This is a genomic window from Nocardiopsis sp. iso_40, assembly GCF_056173285.1.
Genome location: NZ_CM149666.1, coordinates 3023354 through 3044948 on the forward strand (window position 1 = coordinate 3023354; position 21595 = coordinate 3044948).

A 21595-nucleotide genomic window follows, 5' to 3' on the forward strand; every position below is an offset into this window, starting at 1 on the left:
GTTCGCACCCGGTGGTCACCGGCATCGGGCACACTCGGAAGTCGGACACGACCTTTGGCCCGTTCCGAACGGTATCCCGGCCCCGGTGGTCCGCGGCCTCGGGAACGGGGGACAAGCGCGTCCGCCGGCCACAGGCCGGAGGCACTCACCCAAGGAGACCTCGTTGGCCACCTCTTCCGGACCGCAGGCCAGACCCGCCCGGACGCTGGGAACCGTCGACGCGGCCGCCATCGGCGCCGCGGCGATGCTCGGCGCCGGTGTGTTCTCGGTCTTCGCCCCGGCGGCCCTGGGCGCCGGAGCCTGGCTTCCCGTCGCCATCCTCATCGCCGGACTGGTCGCCTACTGCAACGCGATCTCCTCCGCGCGCCTGGCGGCCCGCCACCCCGAGAACGGCGGTACCTACGTCTACGGGCGGGAGCGCCTGGGCGACCTGTGGGGTTACCTGGCCGGATGGTCCTTCGTGGTCGGCAAGACCGCCTCCTGCGCGGCGATGGCCCTGACCTTCGCCACCTACGCGCTCCCGGGCTGGGAGAAACCCGTCGCGGTGGCCGCCGTGGTGCTCCTGGCCGCGATGAACTACCGGGGGGTGCACAGATCCGTCCTGGTGGTCAAGGTACTGCTCCTGACCGTCCTGGCGATCCTGGTCGCGGTGGTCGTCACGATGCTCATGAGCGGGCGCCTGGCGGCCGTGGCCGAGGTCGAGGGCCTGGGGCCCTGGCCCGGCTCCTTCGGCGTCCTGGGGGCCGCGGGGATGATCTTCTTCGCCTTCGCCGGGTACGCGCGCATCGCCACGCTGGGAGGCGAGGTCCGCGACCCCCGGACCACCATCCCCCGGGCGATCACGCTCTCCCTGGGCGTGGTCCTGGTCCTCTACCTGGTGCTCGGCACCGGTCTGCTCATCGTGCTGGGCCGGGAGAGCCTCACCACCAGTGACGCGCCCATGGTCAACGCGGTTCTGGTCGCCGGGTTCCCCGTGATGGTGCCGTTCGTGGTGGCCGGCGCGGCCCTGGCCAGTCTGGGCGCCCTGCTGCCGCTGCTGATGGGGATATCGCGCACCACCGCGGCGATGGCCGCCGACGGGCACCTGCCGCGCCCGCTGGCCGCCGTGCACGAGCGCCACGGCGTTCCGCACCGGGCCGAGGCCGCGGTGGCCGCCGTGGTGATCGCCCTGGTCCTGGTCGCCGACCTGCGCGGCGCGATCGCCTTCTCCGCCTTCGGGGTCCTGGTCTACTACGCCATCACCAACGCCTCGGCGCTGCGCCTGGGCCCGGACGAGGACCGCCCGCCACTGATCGCCCCGGTGTGCGGTCTGGTCGGGTGTGTGGTCCTGGCCACCAGCCTGCCCCTGCCGGTGGTGGTCACCGGTGTCCTGGTGCTGGGCGCGGGCGCGGGCCTGTGGTGGCTGCGCCACCGCCTCACCCCCTGAGGGCCCGGCCAGTTCCCGCTCCCAGCGCCTGTTCCGCGTGTTCGGAAGGGGCGCCGGGAGCGGCACCGCCGGGGGTCAGCCGCGGTGGTGCCGGACCAGGAAGTCCATGCCCCGCCTGGCGGTGGTGGACAGTTGCAGCTCCGCCAGTTCGACGGGGGTGAACCAGCCGCAGTCCGCGGTGGAGCCCTGTTCCTCGGTCACCCGGAGCTCGCACGGGTCGGATACGTGTACGTGGGAGAAGACCCACACCGCGTAGATGTCGGTCCCCGCGGGCTGGGTGCGGCAGTGGCTGGACACGGTGATGAGCTCTCCGACCACCCCGGACTGGCCGGTCTCCTCCAGCACCTCGCGCCGCAGCGCCGCGCGCACGTCCTCACCGGTGTCCACACCGCCGCCGGGCAGGTGCCAGGTGCCGGCGCCGGGGAAGCCCTCGGCGATCCGGCTCAGCAGGACCCGTCCGTCGGGGTCGGTGACGATCCCGTAGGAGGCGAACCTGCGCAGCCGGGGACGCGCGTCGGCCGGGGCGGGCTCCTCCTCGTCCGCCAGCGCCGGAGCGGCGGGCGTCAGCCCCTCGGCGGGCACGACCGCGGGCCAGGCCGACACCAGACCTGGCTCGGCGAACACGATGCGGTCCACGTGCAGGCCGCGCCCGCTGGCGCGGGACAGGATCATGGTCTCGGTGAGCACGTCCAGGGCCACCAGCGGCGCCTCCGGGGGCAGGCCGCCCAGTGCGCGTGCCACCTCCCCGGGGTCCTGGCCGAACAGCACACGTGTGCCGAGCAGGACCGGACCCCGGGTGCCGGAGGTGATCAGGTGCACGGTGACCCGTCGGGCCATCCAGTCGTCGATCGAGGTCACAGCACGCCTGTCGCGGCCGTGCTGGGCAGGCCGACCTGCTGCATGAGCCCGTCCAGGCTGCCCAGGGTGGTGACACCCTCCAGCGGCTGGCGGCCCTGGCGGTCGATGATGACCGGTCGCATGCCGGAGGCCACGGCGCCGACCCCGTCGGCCTGGACCTGGTCGCCCACGTGCCAGCAGGAGCCGGGTTCCACACCCAGGCGCTGGGCGGTGACCTGGAAGATCCTCGGGTCGGGCTTGCCCAGGCGCCCGCGGTGTCCGCGCAGACCACCGTGTGGAAGTAGGGGGTCAGTTCCAGGGCCTGGAGCTTGGCGTGCTGGATGGCCTCCACACCGTTGGTGAGGATCGCCAGCCGGTATCCGGCCGAGGCCAGGGCGCCCAGCACCGGGAAGGTGTCGGGGAAGACCTGCCAACCGGTGCGGTGACCGTCCAGATAGGTTCGGTAGAGCTCGTCGCAGTGGTGGTCGGCGATCTCGTTGTGGCCTGCCTGGACGGCCAGGGCCCGGATGCGTTCGCGGCGCTGTTCCTCAAGACTCAGGTGACCGCGCAGGTATGCGCCGAAGGAGATCTCGGTCTGGGCGTCCCACAGCGCGCGGGCCGCGCCGAAGTCTGGGTGGCCGAGCCGCTCCATGACCGCGCGCAGACCCGCGGACGAGGCGGCGACGTCATCGATGAGGGTGTCGTCCAGGTCGAAGCAGATCGCAGCCGGGGGTGCGGGTGTATTCGGCATCGTTCCTCGAAGTGGATGGGCATGACAAAACATGCCAACGCTAACCTGTGCCGGTACAGGAAAAGGTGTAAACCCCACCTAAAGGGATGTGACCAACATCACCAATAGCGAGGATTGGGTCTCACCCCCTCAGGGAAGGCGCTGGAACCACAGCAGTGAGGTCAATGCCGTCGCCAACGCCAGCACGATCGCCACCAGCACGAACCGGGTGACGATCTCCTCATGTACCAGCTCCGAACCGAGCGAGGAACCGATGTCCTCGTAGACCTGGTTCAGCTCCGTCTCACTCTCGGCCTCGTAGAAGTGACCCTCCGTCTCCTGGGCCAGCCCCTGCAACGCCTCCTTGTCGATGTCGGCGGGCACCTGGTAACCGTCGATCTCGATCATCGCCGCCCCGGTACCGAAGGCGATCGTGGACACCGGCACCCCCTCCTCGGCGGCCTCGGCCGAGGCCTGGCGGATCTCGCGCCCGCTGGTGTTCTCACCGTCGGAGAGCAGCACGATCGCTGACGGGGGCGGATCCTCGGCCGCGTCCTCGTCGAAGCTGCGAATCGCCTCCATGGAGGCGAACACCCCCTCGCCGATCGCGGTCCCCGGGCCCAGCCGCAGGTTCTCGATCGAACTGATCACCGACTCGTGGTCCTGGGTGGGCGGCGCAACCACCGTCGCGGTCGAGGAGAACGACACCAGCCCGACGTTGAACCGCTCCGGAAGCGTGGACACGAACCCGCGCGCCGACTCCTTGGCCGCGTGCAACCGGTCCGGCTCGATGTCGTTGGCGGCCATCGACAGCGACACGTCCACCGCGACCATGATCGTGGCCCGCTCCCGGGGCGCCTCCACCGGCATGGCGGGCACCGCCATCGCGGCGATCAACACCCCCATGGCCAGGGTGAACAGCGTGGCCGGCACGTGCCGTCGGATGTCCGGACGGTGCGGCGCCACCTGGTTCAACAACTCCAGGTTGGTGAAACGCACCGTGTACTCGCGCCGCTGACGCTGCGCGAACACGTACGCGCCCACCAACAGCAGCACGATCAGCAGCCACCACAGCCGCTGGGGCTCCAGGAAGGTCATGGCCGCCTCACGTCCCCCGTACTCGTCGCGGCGCGGGAACCTCCCGCGCCCTCCTTCTCGCCGTCGCGCCCCCCGCGCCGCTCACCGCGGCACCCCCGGGGTGTGCCTGGCCATGTGGTGCGCGGTTCTGCGCTGGTCGATCACGAACCGGGCGGTGTCCAGCACCCAGTCCCGGTCCGTGCGCAACACCAGATGGTGTACTCCGCAGCGGCGCAGGGCCCCCCGGACCGCCGCCCGCTGGGCCTCGGCGGCCCGACGGTAGCGTTCCCGCACCGTGCGGGTCAGGCGCACGTCACGCACCCGTCCGGTGGTCGGATCACGCAACGCCACGTCCCCCACCTCGGGCACGTCCAGTTCCCGTGGGTCCAGGACCTCCACCACCAGCACCTGGTGCCGGGAGGCGAGCTGGCGCAGCGGACGCTCCCAGGACACCTCCCCGCCGAACGCGGGTGTGTCGAGGAAGTCGGAGATGACCACCCGCAGCCCTCGTCGGCGCCGGGTCCGCACCAGGTCGGTGAGGGCGTCGGCCAGACCGGCCTGACCGGCCTCCGGGGCGCGCCGGTCGCCCGGCGGGGCCGCGGCCACCGTCGCCAGCAGCGACAGCAGGGCCTCCTTGCCGGAACGGGCGGGCCAGCGCCGGATCCGTCCCTGGTGCAGGAAGTGCGCGCCGAAGCGGTCGCCGACCCGCTGGGTGAGCAGGTTGGCCGCGACCAGGGACCCCACCGCGACGTCGCGCTTGGAACGCAGACCGGTACCGAAGTCCATGCTCGGTGACAGGTCCAACAGCGTCCAGCTCTCCAACTCCCGGTCGGCGACCAGGTCGCGCACGTGGGGCGTGTCGGTACGGGCGGTCACCGCCCAGTCCATGTGCCGGACGTCGTCCTCCCCGGGCTGGTACAGGCGGGCCTCGGCCGCCTCCGAACCCGGCCCCAGCCGCAGCCCGAGGTGTTCGCCGTGCAGCAGCCCGTCCAGCCGGTGCACGATGCGCAGGTCCAGTCGGCGCAGCGCCGCCCGCAGACGGGGATCGCTACCGACGGAGGGTGTGTTCACCTGGTGTTCGGGGCGAATGCCCCCGCCTTCGGGCGGAGGAGGAAGCCCCTGCCTCCCCACTGTGTGGTCTGGGTGCGACCGCCCGGCCGCCGGATCGGACGGATGCGCCCGTTTCGGATGTACCGGCCTTCTTCCCCTGCCGAGGCGTGATGTGAACCGGATCGCCGGACAAAACCGGACACCCTCCTCACCTCTGCGAGGCGAAGGAGGCGGTTTCGCCCGTGGGTGGTTCGTCCCAGATCACCCGGGGAGCCGGGACGGTGGACAGGATGCGGTCGACCACCTGCTCGGAGGTGATCCCGTCGGCCAGTGCGTCGAAGGTCAGGACCAGGCGGTGCGCGATCACGTCGTGGGCGAGCACGCGCACGTCGTCGGGGAGCACGTAGTCCCGGCCGCGCAGCAGCGCCAGCGCTCGGGCCGACGCGACCAGCCCGAGGGTGGCGCGCGGACTGGCGCCCACCTCCAGTGCCTGGCGCAGGTCGGGCATCTGGTGCTTCTCCGGCTCGCGGGTGGCCATGACCAGGCGCACCACGTAGTCGGCGATGAGCTGGTGCACGTGTACGCGCTCGGCGTCGGACTGGAGCTCACCGAGAGTGACCGGGTCCAGGACCTGGTGCGCGGTCGGTGGCGTCGAGCTCATCCGGCGCAGGATCTCCATCTCCTCGTGCGCCTGGGGGTGGCCCACGTTGACCTTCATCAGGAACCGGTCGCGCTGTGCCTCGGGGAGGGGGTACACGCCCTCGGACTCCACCGGGTTCTGCGTGGCGATGACGATGAAGGGGGAGGGGAGCGTGTAGGTGGTCCCGCCGAGGGACACCTGCCCCTCGGCCATGACCTCCAGCAGGGCGGACTGGACCTTGGCGGGGGCGCGGTTGATCTCGTCGGCGAGCACGAAGTTGGCGAAGACGGGACCGAGCTCCACGTCGAACCGCTCGGTGGAGGGGTGGTAGATGCGGGTGCCGATGATGTCGGAGGGCACCAGGTCCGGGGTGAACTGCACCCGGGAGAACGAGCCCCCGGTGACCCTGGCCAGCGTGGACACCGCGAGGGTCTTGGCGATGCCGGGAACACCCTCGATGAGGCAGTGCCCCTTGGCCACCAGGGCGATGAGGGTGCGCTCCACCATGCGCTCCTGGCCGACGATGACCGTGGACACCTCGTGCAGCGCCGCGCGCAGCAGCCGGGTCGGCTCCCCCGGGGTGCTCTCCGGAACCGGTGCGGAAGCGGAGCCGTTCCCGGGTGAGGTTTCTGCCATGTCCCGCCTTCCCAGACTGGGCGCCCCGTGCGAGGACGCCGGTAGGAGTAGGTTGTGGATCACCTGTGGCGACACTACCTGCTCAGGTGCTCGCGATCCGTCAGACAACGCGAGAATGGAATCGGACGAGCTGGGAGGGGACAGCACATGACGGCTCCCGCACAGGGGTTGAAGGAGGCCGACCCGCGTCAGCTCGGCGGGTACCGGCTGCTGGGACGGCTGAGGGAGTCCCGGCTGGGCGTGGTCTACCTGGGCCGGGACGCCGCCGGGGAGCGGATGAGCGTGGCGATGCTCAACGACGCCGCCGGGATCGACGAGCCGACCCGGGAGCGGTTCGCGCAGGCGGTGCGCGACGGTTCGGGCGTGGCGGCCGCGCGCACGAGCGGGCGTTCGGCGCTGTGGGTCGCGGTTCCCTACGAGCAGGACGGCGCGGAGGCACAGCGTTTCCTCGAGGAGGCGGCACGGGGAGGGCCCCTGGTCCGTCAGGGCCCGGTGGTGATGCCGCACTGGGCGGGGGAGCGCGGCGGCTCCGCGGTGCGCTGGGCCCCCTGGGCTGGGCGCAGGGACAGCGCGGTGGCCGCGGGTGAGGCCAACTGGTGGCTGATCGGCGGCCTCGGCGCGTTGCTGGCTCTCCTGTTGTTGCTGGTGTTCTTCCTGTACGTGTGGATGATGCAGTTCCCCTCCCCGGAGATGCCGACCACGGGACCGCCCGACTTCGAGCAGTCCGAGCCGGCCGAGGAGAGCGAGCCGAGCCCGGCCCCCGGGGACGAGGGGGAGGGCGACCCGGCCAGCCCGGTGCCCACGCTTCCGGGCGGGGAGGGCGGGGACGGCTGGAGTGACCAGCCCGAGGACAACCTCTAGGGCCTCTCCGGGGGCCTGGGCGTCCTCTCGGGGGCTCCGGCGGCGTTTGGGCCGGGCTCTCAGGTGTGCGCGTTCGCCCTGGCGGCCGAAGAGGCTGAGCATCTCCACCGCCTCGTCGTCGGCGGCCCCGAACCAGTGGGGGAGCCGTGTGTCGATCTCGGCGGCCTCCCCGGGGGCGAGTACCAGGTCGTGCTCGCCCAGGACGCACCTCAGCCGTCCGTTGAGGACGTAGAGCCACTCTTAGCCCTCGTGGGCCTGCGGGTCGGCTCCCGCCCGGAGCTGTCCGCCGGGATCACGAGTTTGTACGCCTGGATGCCCCCGGCCCGGCGGGTGAGGGGGACCATGGTCATGCCGTGGCGGGTGACCGGCCGCAGGTGGAGCCGGGGGTCCCCGGTGGGAGGGGCGTCCACGAGTTCGTCGAGGGTGACGCCGTGCGCCCGGGCGCGGGGGAGCAGCAGTTCGAGGTTGGGGCGGCGGTCCCCGGACTACAGCCGGGACAGTGTGCTCACCGAGATACCGGTCTCCTCGGACAGGTCGGCGAGCGCGGTCTCGCTCCTGCGGCGCAGTTCACGCAGTCGCGGACCGACCGTCGGGAGGGTTTGGTCGAGCTCCTCTGCCATGCCTCCAGTTTGCCGGGTCGGCAACGGGTATCGCCTCCCGAGCCCAGAGGTCCGGCGTATCGCTGCCGGGGTGCGTGCCCGGAGCCTCCGGTGGGGGAGCGGGCCCGTCCGGGGCGCGTCCCCTGACAGGGGAGCGGCGGCCCGGTGAGGCACCGGTTTGCCGAGGGGTGGGGCACCCGCCCTCAGGGCTCTGTGTGGTTCGGGGCGGCGGGGGCTGTGGAGGGGGAAACTGCGGCTGTCCTCCACGTGTTCCACGTATATAAATCTACGTCGTAAAGGTGGGGCAGTTGTTCTGTAAAACAACAGAACCAAAAGAAGATCTGTAAAACAACAGAACCAAAAGAAGATTCGCGCGGCTACGCCGCCCACTTCCCAACCTTCCGTTTCGAGGATGTTCGGCGTGTCGGAACGGTCAGGGCTCGCGCCTAGAACGTGTTCAGCCTTGTTTAGCCGACCCCGGGAAGGCGGCCGACGGTCTTCCGGTGGGTTCGAGGGGCCGTGCCGTCTGTGTTCGGTACAGAGCATTCGGGGAACTCGTCGATCACGGACGCCGTGCGGGGTTGCCTATGCTGGCCAGCGTGCTGAAAAAGGTGATCGCGACGCGGTACGTGCTGCCGTTGCGCGAAGGAGGTTCGCTCCCGGGTCTGGTCGAGGCCGACGACCTGGGAATGTACGTGGTCAAGTTCATCGGTGCCGGGCAGGGGCGCAAGACCCTGGTGGCCGAGGTCATCACCGGTGAGTTGGGCCGGGCCCTGGGACTGCCGGTCCCGGAACTGGCCCTGGTGGAGTTCGACGCGGTGATCGGCCGCGGCGAGCCGGACCAGGAGGTCCAGGAGCTGCTCAAGGCGAGCGGTGGCCTGAACCTGGGGATGGACTTCCTGCCGGGCTCCCTGGGGTTCGACCCGCTGACCTTCGAGGTGGACCCGGCCTTCGCCGGGCGGGTGCTGTGGTTCGACGCCCTGACCGGGAACGTGGACCGTTCCTGGCGCAATCCGAACATGCTGCTGTGGCACGGTCGGCCCTACCTGATAGACCACGGTGCGACGCTGATCTTCCACCACAGCTGGGCCAACGCCGACAGGTTCGTGGCCCGGGCCTATGACTCCTCCGACCACGTGCTGTCCGCGGCCGCCCCCGACTTGGCGGCCGCGGACAGCGCACTGGCCCCGCTCGTGGACGAGGACCTGTTGCGCGCAGTGGTGGGGCTGGTGCCCGACGAGTGGCTGGTGGACGAGCCGGGGTTCGCTTCGGCGGAGGAAGTACGTGAGGCGTACGTGAAGCACCTGAGGGCCCGTGTGGCGAACCGTGTCTGGCTGCCGGAGGTGGCGTCGTGAACGAGCGGTACACCACGGTGACCACCGGACAGGTGGGTGTGGAGCGGGAGCGTGCGGTGTTCGAGTACGCCTTGTTGCGGGTGGTCCCGCGGTTGGAGCGCGGTGAGTGCGTGAACGCCGGGGTGATCCTCTACTGCCAGGAGCGGGCGTTCCTGGCCTCGCGCTCGGCCCTGGACGAGGACAGGCTGCGGGCGGTGGACCCCGGGGTGGACGTGCCCGGGGTGCGACGGGCCCTGGCGGCGGTCGAGATGATGTGTGCGGGCGGTGCCCGTGCGGGGTCGGCCGGCCGGGAACGGCCGGGGCCGCGGTTTCGGTGGCTGACCGCACCGAGGAGCACGATCGTGCAGCCGGGGCCGATCCACGGGGGGCTGACGGAGGATCCGGAGGCCGAGGTGGAGAGGCTGCTGGACTGTCTGGTGAGGTGAGCCGGATGTCAATGTAAGGGACGTCACGGACTTTGGGGCGGTCGGGTGGGGAGCGAATCCCCCCGTTCCGGTGTTGGTATGTAGTGGTCCATGCCTGTGGGCACGCTCCCGACCTTCCTTTCCCTCGTCCTCGTGAACTGGAGTGCCTGTGCAGTCCCCGACGTCCCCCGCCCCCGCCTCTGAGCAGGAGGTCGACCCGAAACCGAACCTGATGCGGTCGCGCAAGTCGATCGCGTTGTTGGTACTGGTCCTGGGTGTGCTGACGGCCACCGGGCCGTTGGCGACCGACATGTACCTTCCGGCCTTCCCGCAGATCACCCGGGAACTGGGAGCCACCGAGGGGCAGATCGGGCTGACCCTGACAGCGATCATGCTGGGGCTGTCCGTCGGCCAGTTGATCATCGGCCCGATGAGTGACGCCTGGGGGCGTCGCGGCCCGCTGCTGGTGGGTGTGGCCCTGTTCACGGTGACTTCGGTGCTGTGTGTGTTCGTGCCGAACGTGACGGTGTTCATCGCGCTGCGTTTCGTGCAGGGAGTGGCCGGCGCCGCGGGTGCGGTGGTGGCCCGGGCCGTGGTGCGTGACATGTTCCAGGGCGATGACGCGGTGCGGTTCTTCTCCCGGCTCGCACTGGTGATGATGCTGGCTCCGCTGCTGGCTCCGTTGGTGGGTGCGCAGCTGTTGCTGGTGGGGCCGTGGCAGTTGAGTTTCTGGGTGTTGGCGGGGATGTCGGCGCTGAGCTTCGTTCTGGTGCTGTTGTGGCTTCCGGAGAGCCTGCCGCCGGAGTCCCGCCAGAGTCAGGGGCCGCGTCAGCTGGCCTCGACGGTGTGGTCCCTGGTGCGCGACCCGAGGTTCGTGGGTCCGGTGCTGACGCTGGGGTTGAGCTTCGGGATGCTGTTCACGTACGTGTCGGCGTTCTCGTTCGTCTCCCAGAACGAGTTTGACGTCTCGCCGCAGACCTACGCGTGGCTGTTCGCGGTGAACTCGTTGGCGTTGATGACCGGTACCCAGAGCAACGGTCTGTTGGTGGGCCGGGTGGACACGCGGCGGCGGTTGTTGATGGGGCTGGTTCTGGCCCTGGTCGCGGTGGTGTCGCTGTTGGTGTCGGCCCTGGTCGGGGTTTCGCAGTTGTGGGTGGTGGTCGCCCTGTTGGCGCTGATGATGCTCAGCGTCGGTTTCATCATGCCGAACGCGACGGTGTCGGCTCTGGACGGTCAGCCGGCGTCGGTGGCGGGTACGGCTTCGGCTCTGATGGGGTCGTTGCAGTTCGCGTTGGGTGGTTCGGTGGCCTCGTTGGCGGGGTTGACGCCCTCGGGTGAGGCTTCGCTGCTGAGTATGTCCGTGGTGATGGCCTCGGTGGCGGTGTTGTCGCTGTCGGCGTTTGTGTGGTCAGCCCGTTCAAAGGTCCGATGAGCCCAGGTTTTTGTGTTTTTCTCCAAACTCTGAGGTTGCCGTTCTGTGGGGAAGTGGGCACAGTAGGGCAGAATTCCCCGATTGAGGCGGGTGGGGATCGTGTTGGGCCCGCCTTTCGACGCGACAGAGGATGAGTGGGTATGGGCGAGACCCCCGGTTCGTTGGCTCGAGGGCATTCCGGGTTGAGTGACCTGGTCTATGAGATGGCGAGCTCTGACGCGCACGCGCACATGTTTTCGGTCCTGGGGGCCGGGGGCTGGGAGCGCCGGACGGCGGGGGAGTTCGCCACTGAGGTGACGGCACTGGCCAAGGGTTTGGTGGCTGCCGGTGTCGCGGAGGGCGACCGGGTGCTGTTGGTGGCCGGTGCGCGCCATGACTGGGTGCGGTTCGCCTACGCGGTGTGGTCGGTTCGGGCGGTGCTGGTGCCGTTGCCGGAGGTGGCGACGGCGGAGCGGGTGGCCCAGGTGGTGCGTCAGGTGCGTCCTGCGGCCGCTGTGGTGCAGGGAGAGCGCCAGTACCGGACCGCGGTGGGGTTGCAGCGTGAGATGCCGGATCTGGGGCGGGTGTGGCGCCTGGAGGAGGGCTTGCCGGATGTGGTGAGTCTGGGGACGTACATGGACGCCTCGGCGGTGCGGTTCCGACGGGACGAAGTGGTTTCCGAGGACGCTGCTGTGGTGTTGTTCCCGATGAGCACGGTCTCGCGGCGGATGCGGGGTGTGGTGCTCTCGCACGGTGCGTTGTTGACGGCGGCGGCCGATCTGGTTGATCGGATGTGGCCGCGGTTGTCGGGGTTGGCGCCTGGTAAGGCGAGCGCGGTGTTGGACCTGCCGTTGTCGGAGCTTCCGGGGCTGGCCTCGTTGGTGGCGTGTGTGGTGGGCCGGGTCCGGGTCGGGTTGGTGGCTCCGGGGCGGTTGCGGGGTGAGTTGGAGCGGTTCCGGCCGACGGTGCTGGTGTGCAGGCCCGGTCTGTTCGAGCGGATCCACGGTTCGGAGCGGGAGAGCGCCCATTCCACGGACTGGGATTCGGTGGGGACGTTCAACGCGGCGATGGACGCCGCGGTGCAGTTCGACCAGTCACCGAAGAAGGGGGCCTGGCAGCGGTTGTCCCGGTCGATGTACGACTGGTCGTTCTCGAAGGTCCGGGACCTGGTGGGCGGCCGGGTTCACCTGGCTGTGTGCTGGGGCGGCGGGCTCTCGGAGCGGTTGGACAGTTACTTCTCCGGTGTGGGTGTGCCGGTGATGCAGGTCTTCGGTGTGGCTGAGACCGCCGGTGTGTTCACGGCCAACGCTCCGGGGGAGCGGCGTCCGGGCACGGTGGGTCAGGCGATGCCCGGCCGTGAGGTGTGGGTTTCGCGTGAGGGCGAGCTCTACGTGCGCGGTGGCGCGGTGTTCTCTGGTTACTGGGCCGACGGTGAGGGTTCGCGGGCGGCGTTCCGGGAGGGCTGGCTGGCCACGGGGGTGCTGGCCGAGGTGGACGAGGCGGGGTTCGTGCAGGTGCGTGGCCGGGTGCGGCCGCAGGCCTCGGTGGCGGAGGTTGCGGGCCGGTTCGTGCCCCGGGGGCCGGTGCCGGCCCTGGAGGGTGTGGTGGAGTCCGGGCCGGAGGCGGTGCGGGCTGCCGATGTGGTTCCGGCGGTGGAGGCGCCTGCTGTCGTTGCCGAGTTGGCTCCGGCTCCGATGGGGTCGGAGCGGCCCCGGGCGGGTACGGGGGAGTTCGCGGCGGTGCAGGACGGGGACCGGTCGCGCGATGCCGAGTTGGTGGCGGAGTTCGAGGCCCGGTTGCGGGCGCATCCGCTGATCAGTCAGGTTTTGGTGATCGTGGAGGGGCGCCCGTTCGCGAGTGCGCTGGTGACGCTGGTGCGTGATCAGTTGGAGTACTGGCGCCTGGTGAACGGGCGTCCGTTGTCGATGGCGCCGGAGGAGATCGCGGGGGACCGTGATCTTCTGCGTGAGGTGCAGGGTTTGGTGTATGAGGCCAACCGGAGTGTGCCGCGGCATCTGGCGGTGCGGTCGTTCCATGTGTTGGCGGAGGAGTTCACGGTGCAGTCGGGGTTGGTGCGTCCGACGGGGGAGTTGCGGCGTGAGGCGGTGTTGCGTGCGTTCTCGGAGGAGATCGACGGGTTGTATCGGGTGCGTCGTGAGTAGGAGCGGTTCTCCCGGAGTTGCGTTGAGCCGCAGAGTAGCGGTCGGCATGCGTGTCGGCCGCGTGCTCGAACCCGGTGGATGCGAGGTCTGCCGATTCGGTCGGGCCACGGGCCGGGAGGGTCGGGGCGGGTGGTGGCCGCCCCGACGCGGTGTCGGCCGTTGACGGCGCCCGGCTCATCGGGCAGGGTCGCCGGTCGGTCGACGACGGGTCAGCCCAGAGGTCCGGATCCCCGCGAACCCGGTACTTTGACACCGGTGTGCCTCGCGGACAGGATGATTCGATGGATGCTACCCCTCCTTCCTACCCGCCCCCGCCGCCCGGACCGCCCTCCCAGGGGCCCGGGGGTCCCGGTCGCGGGGCGAAACCGTCTGGGCGCATGAGGGCCCTGGTGGTCGCGGGTGCGAGCGCGGGAACCGCCCTCGCCGTTGTGAGCGGCTATCTCGTCTACGACACCTACCTGAGAGCGGACGCCCCCCGTGAGGAGCTCCTGGCGGCTGCGGCCCTGGTCGAGGAGGCGCCGGGGCTGAGTGTCGAGGCGACACGCTCCTACACCATCGACCACGACGAGGCGGTCGCCCGCACCGAGGACGGTGTTGCCGCGCAGCTGTGGCCCGAGGGTGAGACCAGTTTCGAGATGCACTACGCGGGCGGCGCCGAGCAGGTGTTCAGCATCGAACCGGTCGATCTGGACCTGGGCTACGCGCTGGTCGCCAATGCCGACGGTGCCTTTGTCTATACAGAGCCGGCCGTTTCCATCGCCTTTCGGGAGGAGGGCGGTGCTGACACTGACGGCGAATTCGTCTATGAGGGGGGATCGAACAACCCCGTTACCATCCGGGGGCTGGGTGACAGCACCACCGGTGAGGAGAAGGCCGCGCAGTTCTCGCCCGAGGACTACGGCCCGGAGCTCTTCGCCGGCCTGTTGTCCTCGCTGGCCGAAGACGAGGGGCTGGCTCTGCTCGGCTCCGACGATCCCGATGCGGCTTCCTACGAGGGCCTGTTGGTCGAGGGAGACCTGGCTGCCTGGGACCTGGATCTGGGGCGCGTGCGTCATCAGGACGGTGCCGGGCGTGTATGGCTGTCGGAGGACGGGGTTCCGGAGCGGGTGGAGTTCACCGTCGACGAGGCCCGGTTCATGCTTGAGTTGTCCTTTCCGGACGAACCGGCGGTGCCGCCCGTGCCCGAGGACCACCACGAGAGCGAGTGGGATCTCGACGACTTCTGGTGGCCGGTCAACACCTATCAGCTGAGTCATCCCTACTGTGGCCGGATCGAGGCGGAGGGGCAGGAGTGGTTGGTGGTCACCCGTGCCTGGACCCTTGCCTGTGAGGAGGGCGTGTCAGTGGCTGAACGGATGCTGTCGGGGGAGCACGATCCCACCTCGGTCTTTCAGAGCGGCCCCTCCGATCCGATCGAGATCGGCGGCCTGGAGTGTGTGTGGACGCGGCGCGGCGCCGATGACGGTGGTTGGCGGCCAGATCTGTGCCGTGGTCCCAGTGGCGCTGATGTCCTCAACGTGTATCCGCGTTGACTGCTGGGGTGAGTCGGCGGTGAGGGTGCGGTACCGGCGCTGATCGGCCTGGGGGGGTTTGTCCTGGTCGGTCCTGCCCGGGTGTTTCTGTTCGGCTGGCCGGATCGGTTGGTGGCCGCGGTCCCTGTGGGGGGCCGCGGCCTTTGTTGGTTACTGGCCGTTGAGGTAGGCGAGGACGGCCAGGACGCGGCGGCTGTCGTCGGAGGAGGGGGGTAGGTCGAGTTTGGTGAAGATGTTGTTGATGTGTTTGCTGACGGCTTTTTCGGTGATGTAGAGGCGTCCGGCGATGGCGGAGTTGGAGCGGCCTTCGGCCATTTCGGAGAGGACTTCGCGTTCGCGGGGGGTGAGTTGGGCGAGGGGGCCGCTCTGGTCCTGGCGGGCGAGGAGTTGGGAGATGACGGCGGGGTCCATGGCGGTGCCGCCGTCGGCGACGCGGCGGATGGCTTCGATGAACTGGCCGATGTCGAAGACGCGGTCCTTGAGGAGGTAGCCGACGCCTCCGCCGTCGTCGGAGAGGAGTTCTCGGGCGTAGAGCTGTTCGACGTGTTGGGAGAGCACGAGGATGGGCAGGCCGGGGACCTGGGTGCGGGCTCCTATGGCGGCTTGGAGGCCCTCGTCGGTGAAGGTGGGGGGTAGGCGGACGTCGACGACGGCGACGTCGGGTTTGTGTTCGGTGAGGGCGGTGTGTAGGTCGGGTCCGTTGTCGACTGCGGCCACGACGGTGAATTCGTGGGCTTCGAGGAGTCGGATCAGCCCGTCGCGGAGGAGGGCAAGGTCTTCGGCGATGACAACTCGCACGGGATCTCCAGGGTGACGATGGTGGGTCCGCCCGGTGGGCTGGTGATGTTTATCGTGCCATCGAAGGCGTCCAGGCGGCGTGCGATGCCGGAGAGCCCGCTTTCGGGGGTGGGTTGGGCTCCGCCTTGGCCGTTGTCGGTGATGGTGATGACGAGGCGTTGGCGTCCGTGGTTGATGTGGACCCAGGCGTGGGTGGCTTTGGCGTGTTTTGCGGTGTTGGTGAGGAGTTCGGCGATGGCGAAGTAGGCGGCTGATTCGACGGGGTCGCCGGGGCGTCCGTGGAGTTGGGTGGTGACGGTGATGGGGAGGTTGTGGGTGAGGGCGAGGGCGTGGACGGCTCCGTCGAGTCCGCGTTCGACGAGGACGGGTGGGTGGATGCCGCGGACGAGGTCGCGGAGTTCGGTGAGGGCGTGGCGGGTGGTTTCGCGGGCTTCGGCGAGCATGTGTTTGGCGGTGTCGGGTTTGGTGTCGATCATTTGTTCGGCCATGCCGAGGTTCATGCCGAGGGCGATGAGGCGGGCTTGGGCTCCGTCGTGGAGGTCGCGTTCGATGCGGCGGATTTCGGCGGCCTGGGTGTCGATGGTGTCGGCGCGGCTGGTGGCGAGGTGGGCGACGCGTGCGGTTAGTCGGGCTTTTTCGGAGGGGGCGAGGATGAGGCGGGAGAGGCGGGTGTAGGCGTTGGTGGTGAGGGGTTTGAGGGTGTGGGCGAGGAGGAGGGTGAGGGTGGCGGGGATGAGGACGAGGAGGGCTTGGGTGGGGGTGTGGGGGGTGATGAAGCCGTAGAGGTCGGGGTGGAAGCGCCACAGGAGGAGGGCGTAGAGGGTTTGGTAGAGGGCGTGGGCGTAGAGGGTGTAGCTGAGGAGGGCGAGGAGGGTGAGGAGGGGGGCTGAGGTGAGCCAGAGGAGGTCGCGCCAGGTGGCGGGGTCGGTGAGGATGACGCGGACGCGGGAGTGGACGCCGGTGGGGGGCATGGGGCGGTAGGCGGTGGGGACGGGGTGGTGGGGGTTGAGGCGGGTGAGGGTGGTGCGTTGGGCGTTGGCGATGGTGCGGAGTGTGGCGGCGGTGAGGATGGTGAAGGGGAGGCCGACCCAGATGAGGGTGAGGAGGGCGGAGGCGAGGACGAGGGGGAGGAGGAGGAAGGCGGCGATGTTGTGGGAGACGAGGAGGAGGATGTAGGCCAGGGTGGTGAGGGGGCCGGCTTTGTGGGGGCTGGCGGTGGCCATGGGGTTCTCTTCCGTCGTGGTGGGGCGCCTTTCTTTTATTTTGGGGGGTGGGGGTGGGTGGTTTCGGGGGTGGTGGCTTCCTGTTTTTGTGTGCTTTGGGTGTTGGTTTGTGTTCGCTGGGTGATGTTGATGGTCGTTTTGTTGCTCTGTAGGTGTTTTGGGTGGGTGCGGACCGGTGCGGCGGTCGCCTCACGGCGTGGTGCACAACGCGGCTCCGTGGCCGCCCGCCCGATGGCGGGCGCGGTATTCCGCGAAGGCGTTGGGTGAGCCCGGGGGACACTTGCTACCGCACCGGTCCGCAGTGGGGTCAACGGGGTGTGGCCTGTGGGTATTCCGGGGTGTGGATGGTGTTTTGGGTCGGTCCGGGGTGGGGGGTTGGTGGATTTTCGGCGCAACTCGCCGTCCTCGATTTCCCGTGTCTTGCCACGACCTGTGATGATCGGGGGTGTGTGGCGTGAACTGATCCTGGAGATGTATCCCGAAGCCGATCTGAGTGATCCGGCTGACGAGGTGACCCTGGCCGAGGTCGAGAAGCACCTGATGCTGCCCCTGCCGTTCGAGTTGGCTTCCCTGTTGCGGGAGACGGACGGTGTGACCAACGAGTACGGGGACGCGGTGGTGTGGAGCGCGCGTCGGCTGGTGGAGGACAACCTGGCGATGCGGGGGGAGCCGGACTATCTGGAGTTGTACGCGCCTTTTGACGAGATGATCTTCTTCGGTGACTCGGACATGGGGCCGCAGTTCGCCTACGTGCACACGGACTACGGTCCGGGGATCGTGGTGTGGGATCATGAGAGTGATCGGCGGCGGCTGGTGGTGGTGTCGTTGCGGGACTATCTGGCGCGGTGTTTCATCCAGGGCAACGCGTGGTTCCGTTAGCGCCGGGGCGGGGTGGTGGGTCGTGCTATTTTTCATGGTCGGTGGTGTTGTGGCCGCCGGATCCCCTTGAGTTGGCCGTGAGAGAAGGACCATGTCGGAGCAGCCCGTACCCGTGCCCGTTGTCGTTGCCCAGGGGCGGGAGGTGTCGGACTTTCCCGAGTTCGCGCCTGAGGCCGCCCGGGGCCGTGTCCTGCGGGTCACGGTGACCGGTGAGGAGGTCCTGCACCGGGTCAACGCCGATGTTCCCGAGTCGATGCTGGGCGGCGCGGAGTTGTCGCGGTTGATCGACGACATGTTCGTGACGATGTATGCGGCCGAGGGTGTGGGGCTGGCCGGCAACCAGGTGGGCGTGGACCTTCGGGTGTTCGTCTACGACTGCCCTGACGATGACGGGGTGCGGCACGTGGGGCATGTGGTGAACCCGGTGCTGGACGAGCGCGACCTGGACGATCCGGTTGTGGTGGAGAGCGAGGGGTGCCTGTCGGTGCCCGGGCCGCACGCGGACCTGGGGCGGGCCGAGCACGCCACGGTGCGCGGGGTGGACAGGGACGGCAACGAGGTGGTGCTGACCGGCAGCGGTTACTTCGCGCGGTGCCTGCAGCACGAGACCGACCACACCTTCGGCAAGTTGTACGTGGACCGGCTCTCGACGCGTGAGCGCAAGCGGGTCCTGAAGAAGATGAACGAGATGGCTGACAGCGTTTTCGCCCGTCGTGAGGAGCGCACCCAGGAGTTGGAGCGTGAGTTGGCGGGCTAGCGTGGTCCCGTGCGGGGGCGTTCCGGTTTTTCCGGGGCGCCCCCGTCGTCGTGTCCGGGGGCGGCGCCCGAAGGGGCGACGTCCCGAGGAGGTTCGATCCTCGGTTTGAGGGTTTCTGCTCGTTCTCCTGGTTTTTTCACGGTCAGGTTTCAACCGAATGTTCAACGATAGCGTTGAAGGTATGGTTACTGGCATTGAGGACACCGTCCATACGGTCGATGCGGGCGCCCTCCTGGGGTTGCTCCCGGGCCGGCCCCGGCTGCTCGCGCTGGGCGAGCCCGCCCACGGCGAGGAGAGCCTGCTGGAGCTGCGCAACGCGCTCTTGGAACAGCTCGTCGGGCAGGAGGGCTACCGGACGGTCGCGATGGAGAGCGACTGCATGAGGGGGCTGGTCGTGGACGACTACCTCACCTCGGGCGCGGGCACTCTCGACGAGGTCATGGAGCGCGGGTTCAGTCACGGGTTCGGCGCCTGTGCGGCCAACCGCGAGCTGGTGCGCTGGATGCGCGCCCACAACGAGGGACGGGCCGCCGAGGAGCAGCTGCGCTTCGCCGGTGTTGACGGCCCGCTGGAGATCACCGGCGCGGACAGCCCGCGACAGGCCCTGAGCGCGCTGCACGACTACCTCGCGGCCCGCGTGGAGGCCGACCTGCTGCCCTGCACCGGGCAGAGGCTGGAGCGGCTTCTCGGCGATGACGAGGAGTGGAGCGATCCCGCCGCGATGAGGGACCCGGCCCGCTCCGTGGGGCGCTCGGACCGGGCCGCTGTGCTGCGGGCGTTCGCCGACGACCTGGTGTCGCTGCTCGACGAGCAGGGTCCGTACCTGATCGCGGCGACCTCGCGCGAGGCGTGGGAGCGGGCGCGCCTGTACGGGCGTACCGCCCTCGGTCTGCTGCGGTACCACTTCTGGATGGCCGATGCCTCGCCGGGCCGGATGGGGCGGCTGTTGGGTGTGCGGGACGCGATGATGGCCGACAACCTCCTGGCCGTGGCCGAGCGGGGGCCGACGGTGGTGCACGCCCACAACTCCCACCTTCAGCGGTCCGAGAGCACGATGCGGATGTGGCAGGGGCCGGTGCGGTGGTGGAGCGCGGGTGCGCTGGTCAGTGCTCGTCTGGGCAGGGACTACGCCTTTGTGGCCACGGCCGTGGGCACGATCGGGCACCGGGGGGTGGGGGTGCCGCCCGTGGAGAGTGTTGAGGGGCTCCTGTACGGGTTGTCGCAGGAGAGCTGTCTCGTGGACGCCCCGCGGTTGGCCGCTGTGCTGGGCGAGCGGCCCGTGCCTAGGGAGTCCCCCTGGTTCGGTTACGCCCCGTTGGATCCGGCCCGGTTGGCGGACAGTGAGGGCCTGGTGTTCGTCAGGGACGCCCTGGAGGGTTAGCCGCAGGGGTCCGAGGGTGTCGGTGCTGGCCTCGGCGCCGGGGACATTTGCGGGCGTTCCGACGTTCCGCCGGAGGGGCGGCCGTGGGCGTGCTACGGATGGACCCGTTCCCCGACGGTCTCTCCTCCTGGAATCCACATGCTGACGTTGTTCCTCGTTCTCATCGTCCTGATCACCATGGTCGGCGGCGCCCTGCTGGCCGTGGGAAGGTTCCGCGTGGACGACGAGTCCTCGGGGGGAGCCGTCAGCGTCGTGGTCGCCCCCTGTGTGCTGGCGCTCTATCTCGCCTCGGCGGCGATGGGGGTGGTGATCGGCTGGGAGAACTTCACCGGAGCCGGGGACGGGGTGATCGCCGAGGTGGGTGCGGCCGAGTCCTTGTACTGGAGTACCGCTGCCTTCCCCGAGGGCGAGGCGGGGGCGGTGCGTGAGCAGTTGCGTACGTACATGGGTGCCGTTGCGGAGAAGGACTGGCCGCTGATGCGTGACAGTGGTGAGTTGAGCTCTGAGAGCGAGGAGGCACTCGCTGCCCTGGCGGCGTCGGTGCGGGAGCTGTCGGTTTCCGACAGCGGGGACGGCCTGGACCGTCTGACCGCGCGCCAGGAGCTCGCCGAGCTCAGTGACGCGCGGATCAAGCGTGCCGATGCGGCCGGTGAGGGGATACCGCCCGTTCTGAACGCCATCGCGGCCCTGTCGGCCGTCGCCGTGGCGGTGCTGCCGTTCGCCATGATCCGGCGGGGTTCGTCGGTGGCCTACTTCTGGGCCGCGGCCAACCTGGTGTTCGTCTTCTCCACCATCTTGCTGCTGTTCTACCTGGGCAATCCGTACAACGGCGCCCTGGCCCACGACGCGGGCGCGATCCAGGACTCACTGGCCGGGTTCGACCGGACCGACGCCGTGCTCAACCCCCAGTAGTTGGGGGCTTGGCCTGGGTGGGCGTTCGGTGCCGTGTGCGGTCAGTTCACCGAGCGTGCGGCGGCGCGGCCCGCGCCTGTGGCGGTCACGGCGATGACGACCATGAGTACCACCATGGTGCGCATGGGGGTGAAGGCGCCGGCGCTCTGGGGCGCCGAGGGCGTCGAGATGTCTGCCAGCAGTTGTCCTCCGGCGGCCTGCTGTGCTGCGGGTGGAGCTGTGGGGGAGGCGGAGGGGGAAGGGGAGGGTTGTGCGGGGTCGGCGGTGCGCTCCTGGTCGGGGTCCGGCGGTGTGGTGGGGGGGCTTTGGGGCGGGTCGGCCGGTTCGGGCGGCGCCTGGCTGGGTTCGTCCGGGGTCCCCGGGTCGTTCGGTGCCTGGGGGGCGGGGCTCTCGGGGGCGGGTTCGGGTGCCTGGGGAGGTTGTTCCCCGTGTGGGGGAGGGGTGGGCTGCTCCGGTGTCTGGGGGCGGGGTTCGCACGGCGGTGCCTGGTCCCTGCGGATCACCACCCGCACACCGTTGGCGCACACCAGGACGTAGGAGTCCGAGGACACCTCGACCAGTGTGCCGGGTGCCTGGATCCGGACTCCCGTGTGGTCCACCTGCACACTGGAGGTTTCGGTGTCCGCGCTCACGCCCGGTCCTGTTTCGTCCGCGCTCACGTGCGGGGCCGGGTCCTCGGTGTCCGCGCTCGGCGGTGGGGGCGGCGGATAGTTCTCCAGGGCGGGTGCGGAGGGGAAGCCGCAGGTGAGCAGGAGCGCGCTCAGGGCCAGCAGGACGGGTGGGATACGGCGCAAGGGGAGCATGTTGCCCATCGTATCCATGCGGGGACGTGGAGTGATGGGTTGTGTTTGTGGGGCGGGCGGGGTGGATGTGCCGCCATTTGGGGCCCGGTGGTTCTGGCGGAAAATCCAATGGGAAGGGTTCG

Annotated in this window: 18 protein-coding genes and 2 pseudogenes; 11 read left to right on the forward strand and 9 right to left on the reverse strand. The window is 69.6% G+C overall.

Translation table 11 applies throughout. The annotated features are described in order from the left end of the window. Positions 1-163: 163 nt before the first annotated feature. Complete coding sequence (locus AC0VYD_RS13150; protein WP_475475825.1) at positions 164-1426, forward strand: APC family permease; 1263 nt, start codon at positions 164-166, stop codon at positions 1424-1426. Between the two features lie 75 nt (positions 1427-1501). On the opposite strand, the gene AC0VYD_RS13155 is transcribed toward AC0VYD_RS13150, so the two are convergent. The 5 genes and pseudogenes from AC0VYD_RS13155 to AC0VYD_RS13175 form a co-directional block, all read right to left on the reverse strand. Beyond that, positions 1502-2284: an NUDIX hydrolase gene (locus tag AC0VYD_RS13155; RefSeq protein ID WP_475475826.1), complete on the reverse strand. Its 783-nt coding sequence runs from the start codon at positions 2282-2284 to the stop codon at positions 1502-1504. Beyond that, positions 2281-3014 (reverse strand): annotated as a pseudogene (locus AC0VYD_RS13160) (HAD family hydrolase). Before AC0VYD_RS13160 ends, AC0VYD_RS13155 begins: the two are co-directional and overlap by 4 nt. A gap of 129 nt (positions 3015-3143) precedes the next feature. Beyond that, the gene (locus AC0VYD_RS13165; protein ID WP_473039711.1) at positions 3144-4091 is read right to left on the reverse strand and encodes a VWA domain-containing protein; all 948 of its coding nucleotides are present in this window, start codon (positions 4089-4091) and stop codon (positions 3144-3146) included. A gap of 81 nt (positions 4092-4172) precedes the next feature. Beyond that, positions 4173-5141, reverse strand: coding sequence for a DUF58 domain-containing protein (locus AC0VYD_RS13170; RefSeq protein WP_475475827.1), 969 nt, complete (start codon positions 5139-5141; stop codon positions 4173-4175). Between the two features lie 187 nt (positions 5142-5328). Beyond that, entirely contained in the window at positions 5329-6396 is a 1068-nt protein-coding gene (locus AC0VYD_RS13175) for an AAA family ATPase (protein WP_475480256.1), read from the reverse strand. A 147-nt stretch (positions 6397-6543) separates the two neighbouring features. Between AC0VYD_RS13175 and AC0VYD_RS13180 the strand changes: the two genes are divergently transcribed. Continuing rightward, the gene (locus tag AC0VYD_RS13180) at positions 6544-7257 is read left to right on the forward strand and encodes a hypothetical protein (RefSeq protein WP_475480257.1); all 714 of its coding nucleotides are present in this window, start codon (positions 6544-6546) and stop codon (positions 7255-7257) included. 39 nt (positions 7258-7296) lie between these two features. Here the strand turns inward: AC0VYD_RS13180 and AC0VYD_RS13185 are convergent. Further along, positions 7297-7877: pseudogene (locus AC0VYD_RS13185) on the reverse strand (helix-turn-helix domain-containing protein); the annotation flags it as partial. 566 nt (positions 7878-8443) lie between these two features. Here AC0VYD_RS13185 and AC0VYD_RS13190 point away from each other — a divergent pair. The 5 genes from AC0VYD_RS13190 to AC0VYD_RS13210 all read left to right on the forward strand — a co-directional run bounded on the left by AC0VYD_RS13190 (position 8444) and on the right by AC0VYD_RS13210 (position 14720). Further along, positions 8444-9211 (forward strand): HipA family kinase, encoded by a 768-nt coding sequence (locus AC0VYD_RS13190; protein ID WP_475475828.1) that lies wholly within the window; start codon positions 8444-8446, stop codon positions 9209-9211. Beyond that, positions 9208-9636, forward strand: a complete 429-nt coding sequence (locus AC0VYD_RS13195) for a DUF3037 domain-containing protein (RefSeq protein WP_473039706.1) — start codon at positions 9208-9210, stop codon at positions 9634-9636. Before AC0VYD_RS13190 ends, AC0VYD_RS13195 begins: the two co-directional genes overlap by 4 nt. Before the next feature lie 211 nt (positions 9637-9847). Beyond that, positions 9848-11047 (forward strand): multidrug effflux MFS transporter, encoded by a 1200-nt coding sequence (locus tag AC0VYD_RS13200; protein WP_475480258.1) that lies wholly within the window; start codon positions 9848-9850, stop codon positions 11045-11047. Positions 11048-11187: 140 nt separating this feature from the next. Beyond that, positions 11188-13188 carry an AMP-binding protein gene (locus AC0VYD_RS13205; RefSeq protein WP_475475829.1) on the forward strand — a complete coding sequence of 667 codons (2001 nt, stop codon included), beginning with the start codon at positions 11188-11190 and terminating at the stop codon, positions 13186-13188. Positions 13189-13577: 389 nt separating this feature from the next. After that, positions 13578-14720 (forward strand): hypothetical protein, encoded by a 1143-nt coding sequence (locus tag AC0VYD_RS13210; protein WP_475475830.1) that lies wholly within the window; start codon positions 13578-13580, stop codon positions 14718-14720. Positions 14721-14870: 150 nt separating this feature from the next. Here the strand turns inward: AC0VYD_RS13210 and AC0VYD_RS13215 are convergent, their stop codons facing one another. Both AC0VYD_RS13215 and AC0VYD_RS13220 read right to left on the reverse strand, forming a co-directional pair. Continuing rightward, a complete protein-coding gene (locus AC0VYD_RS13215) occupies positions 14871-15518 on the reverse strand; it encodes a LuxR C-terminal-related transcriptional regulator (protein ID WP_475475831.1) in 648 nt (215 codons plus the stop codon). Continuing rightward, a complete protein-coding gene (locus AC0VYD_RS13220; protein WP_475475832.1) occupies positions 15470-16741 on the reverse strand; it encodes a sensor histidine kinase in 1272 nt (423 codons plus the stop codon). Before AC0VYD_RS13220 ends, AC0VYD_RS13215 begins: the two co-directional genes overlap by 49 nt. A 435-nt stretch (positions 16742-17176) precedes the next feature. Here AC0VYD_RS13220 and AC0VYD_RS13225 point away from each other — a divergent pair, with 435 nt between their 5' ends. The 4 genes from AC0VYD_RS13225 to AC0VYD_RS13240 all read left to right on the forward strand — a co-directional run bounded on the left by AC0VYD_RS13225 (position 17177) and on the right by AC0VYD_RS13240 (position 20670). Beyond that, on the forward strand, positions 17177-17620 hold the full coding sequence (locus AC0VYD_RS13225; RefSeq protein ID WP_475475833.1) for an SMI1/KNR4 family protein: 444 nt from the start codon (positions 17177-17179) through the stop codon (positions 17618-17620). Positions 17621-17711: 91 nt separating this feature from the next. Beyond that, positions 17712-18377 (forward strand): peptide deformylase, encoded by a 666-nt coding sequence (gene def / locus AC0VYD_RS13230; protein WP_475475834.1) that lies wholly within the window; start codon positions 17712-17714, stop codon positions 18375-18377. A 181-nt stretch (positions 18378-18558) separates the two neighbouring features. Next, on the forward strand, positions 18559-19758 hold the full coding sequence (locus tag AC0VYD_RS13235; protein WP_475475835.1) for an erythromycin esterase family protein: 1200 nt from the start codon (positions 18559-18561) through the stop codon (positions 19756-19758). A 138-nt stretch (positions 19759-19896) separates the two neighbouring features. Next, complete coding sequence (locus AC0VYD_RS13240) at positions 19897-20670, forward strand: bestrophin-like domain (protein ID WP_475475836.1); 774 nt, start codon at positions 19897-19899, stop codon at positions 20668-20670. Between the two features lie 41 nt (positions 20671-20711). Here the strand turns inward: AC0VYD_RS13240 and AC0VYD_RS13245 are convergent, their stop codons facing one another. Continuing rightward, positions 20712-21464 carry a hypothetical protein gene (locus AC0VYD_RS13245; protein WP_475475837.1) on the reverse strand — a complete coding sequence of 251 codons (753 nt, stop codon included), beginning with the start codon at positions 21462-21464 and terminating at the stop codon, positions 20712-20714. Positions 21465-21595: the final 131 nt, after the last annotated feature.

Coding starts and splice junctions, on each gene's coding strand:
- AC0VYD_RS13180 (WP_475480257.1), top strand. CDS start 6,544: ATGACGGCTCCCGCACAGGGGTTGAAGGAGGCCGACCCGCGTCAGCTC.
- AC0VYD_RS13200 (WP_475480258.1), top strand. CDS start 9,848: ATGCGGTCGCGCAAGTCGATCGCGTTGTTGGTACTGGTCCTGGGTGTG.
- AC0VYD_RS13205 (WP_475475829.1), top strand. CDS start 11,188: ATGGGCGAGACCCCCGGTTCGTTGGCTCGAGGGCATTCCGGGTTGAGT.
- AC0VYD_RS13190 (WP_475475828.1), top strand. CDS start 8,444: ATGCTGGCCAGCGTGCTGAAAAAGGTGATCGCGACGCGGTACGTGCTG.
- AC0VYD_RS13235 (WP_475475835.1), top strand. CDS start 18,559: ATGGTTACTGGCATTGAGGACACCGTCCATACGGTCGATGCGGGCGCC.
- def (WP_475475834.1), top strand. CDS start 17,712: ATGTCGGAGCAGCCCGTACCCGTGCCCGTTGTCGTTGCCCAGGGGCGG.
- AC0VYD_RS13175 (WP_475480256.1), bottom strand. CDS start 6,396: ATGGCAGAAACCTCACCCGGGAACGGCTCCGCTTCCGCACCGGTTCCG.
- AC0VYD_RS13225 (WP_475475833.1), top strand. CDS start 17,177: ATGATCGGGGGTGTGTGGCGTGAACTGATCCTGGAGATGTATCCCGAA.
- AC0VYD_RS13220 (WP_475475832.1), bottom strand. CDS start 16,741: ATGGCCACCGCCAGCCCCCACAAAGCCGGCCCCCTCACCACCCTGGCC.
- AC0VYD_RS13165 (WP_473039711.1), bottom strand. CDS start 4,091: ATGACCTTCCTGGAGCCCCAGCGGCTGTGGTGGCTGCTGATCGTGCTG.
- AC0VYD_RS13240 (WP_475475836.1), top strand. CDS start 19,897: ATGCTGACGTTGTTCCTCGTTCTCATCGTCCTGATCACCATGGTCGGC.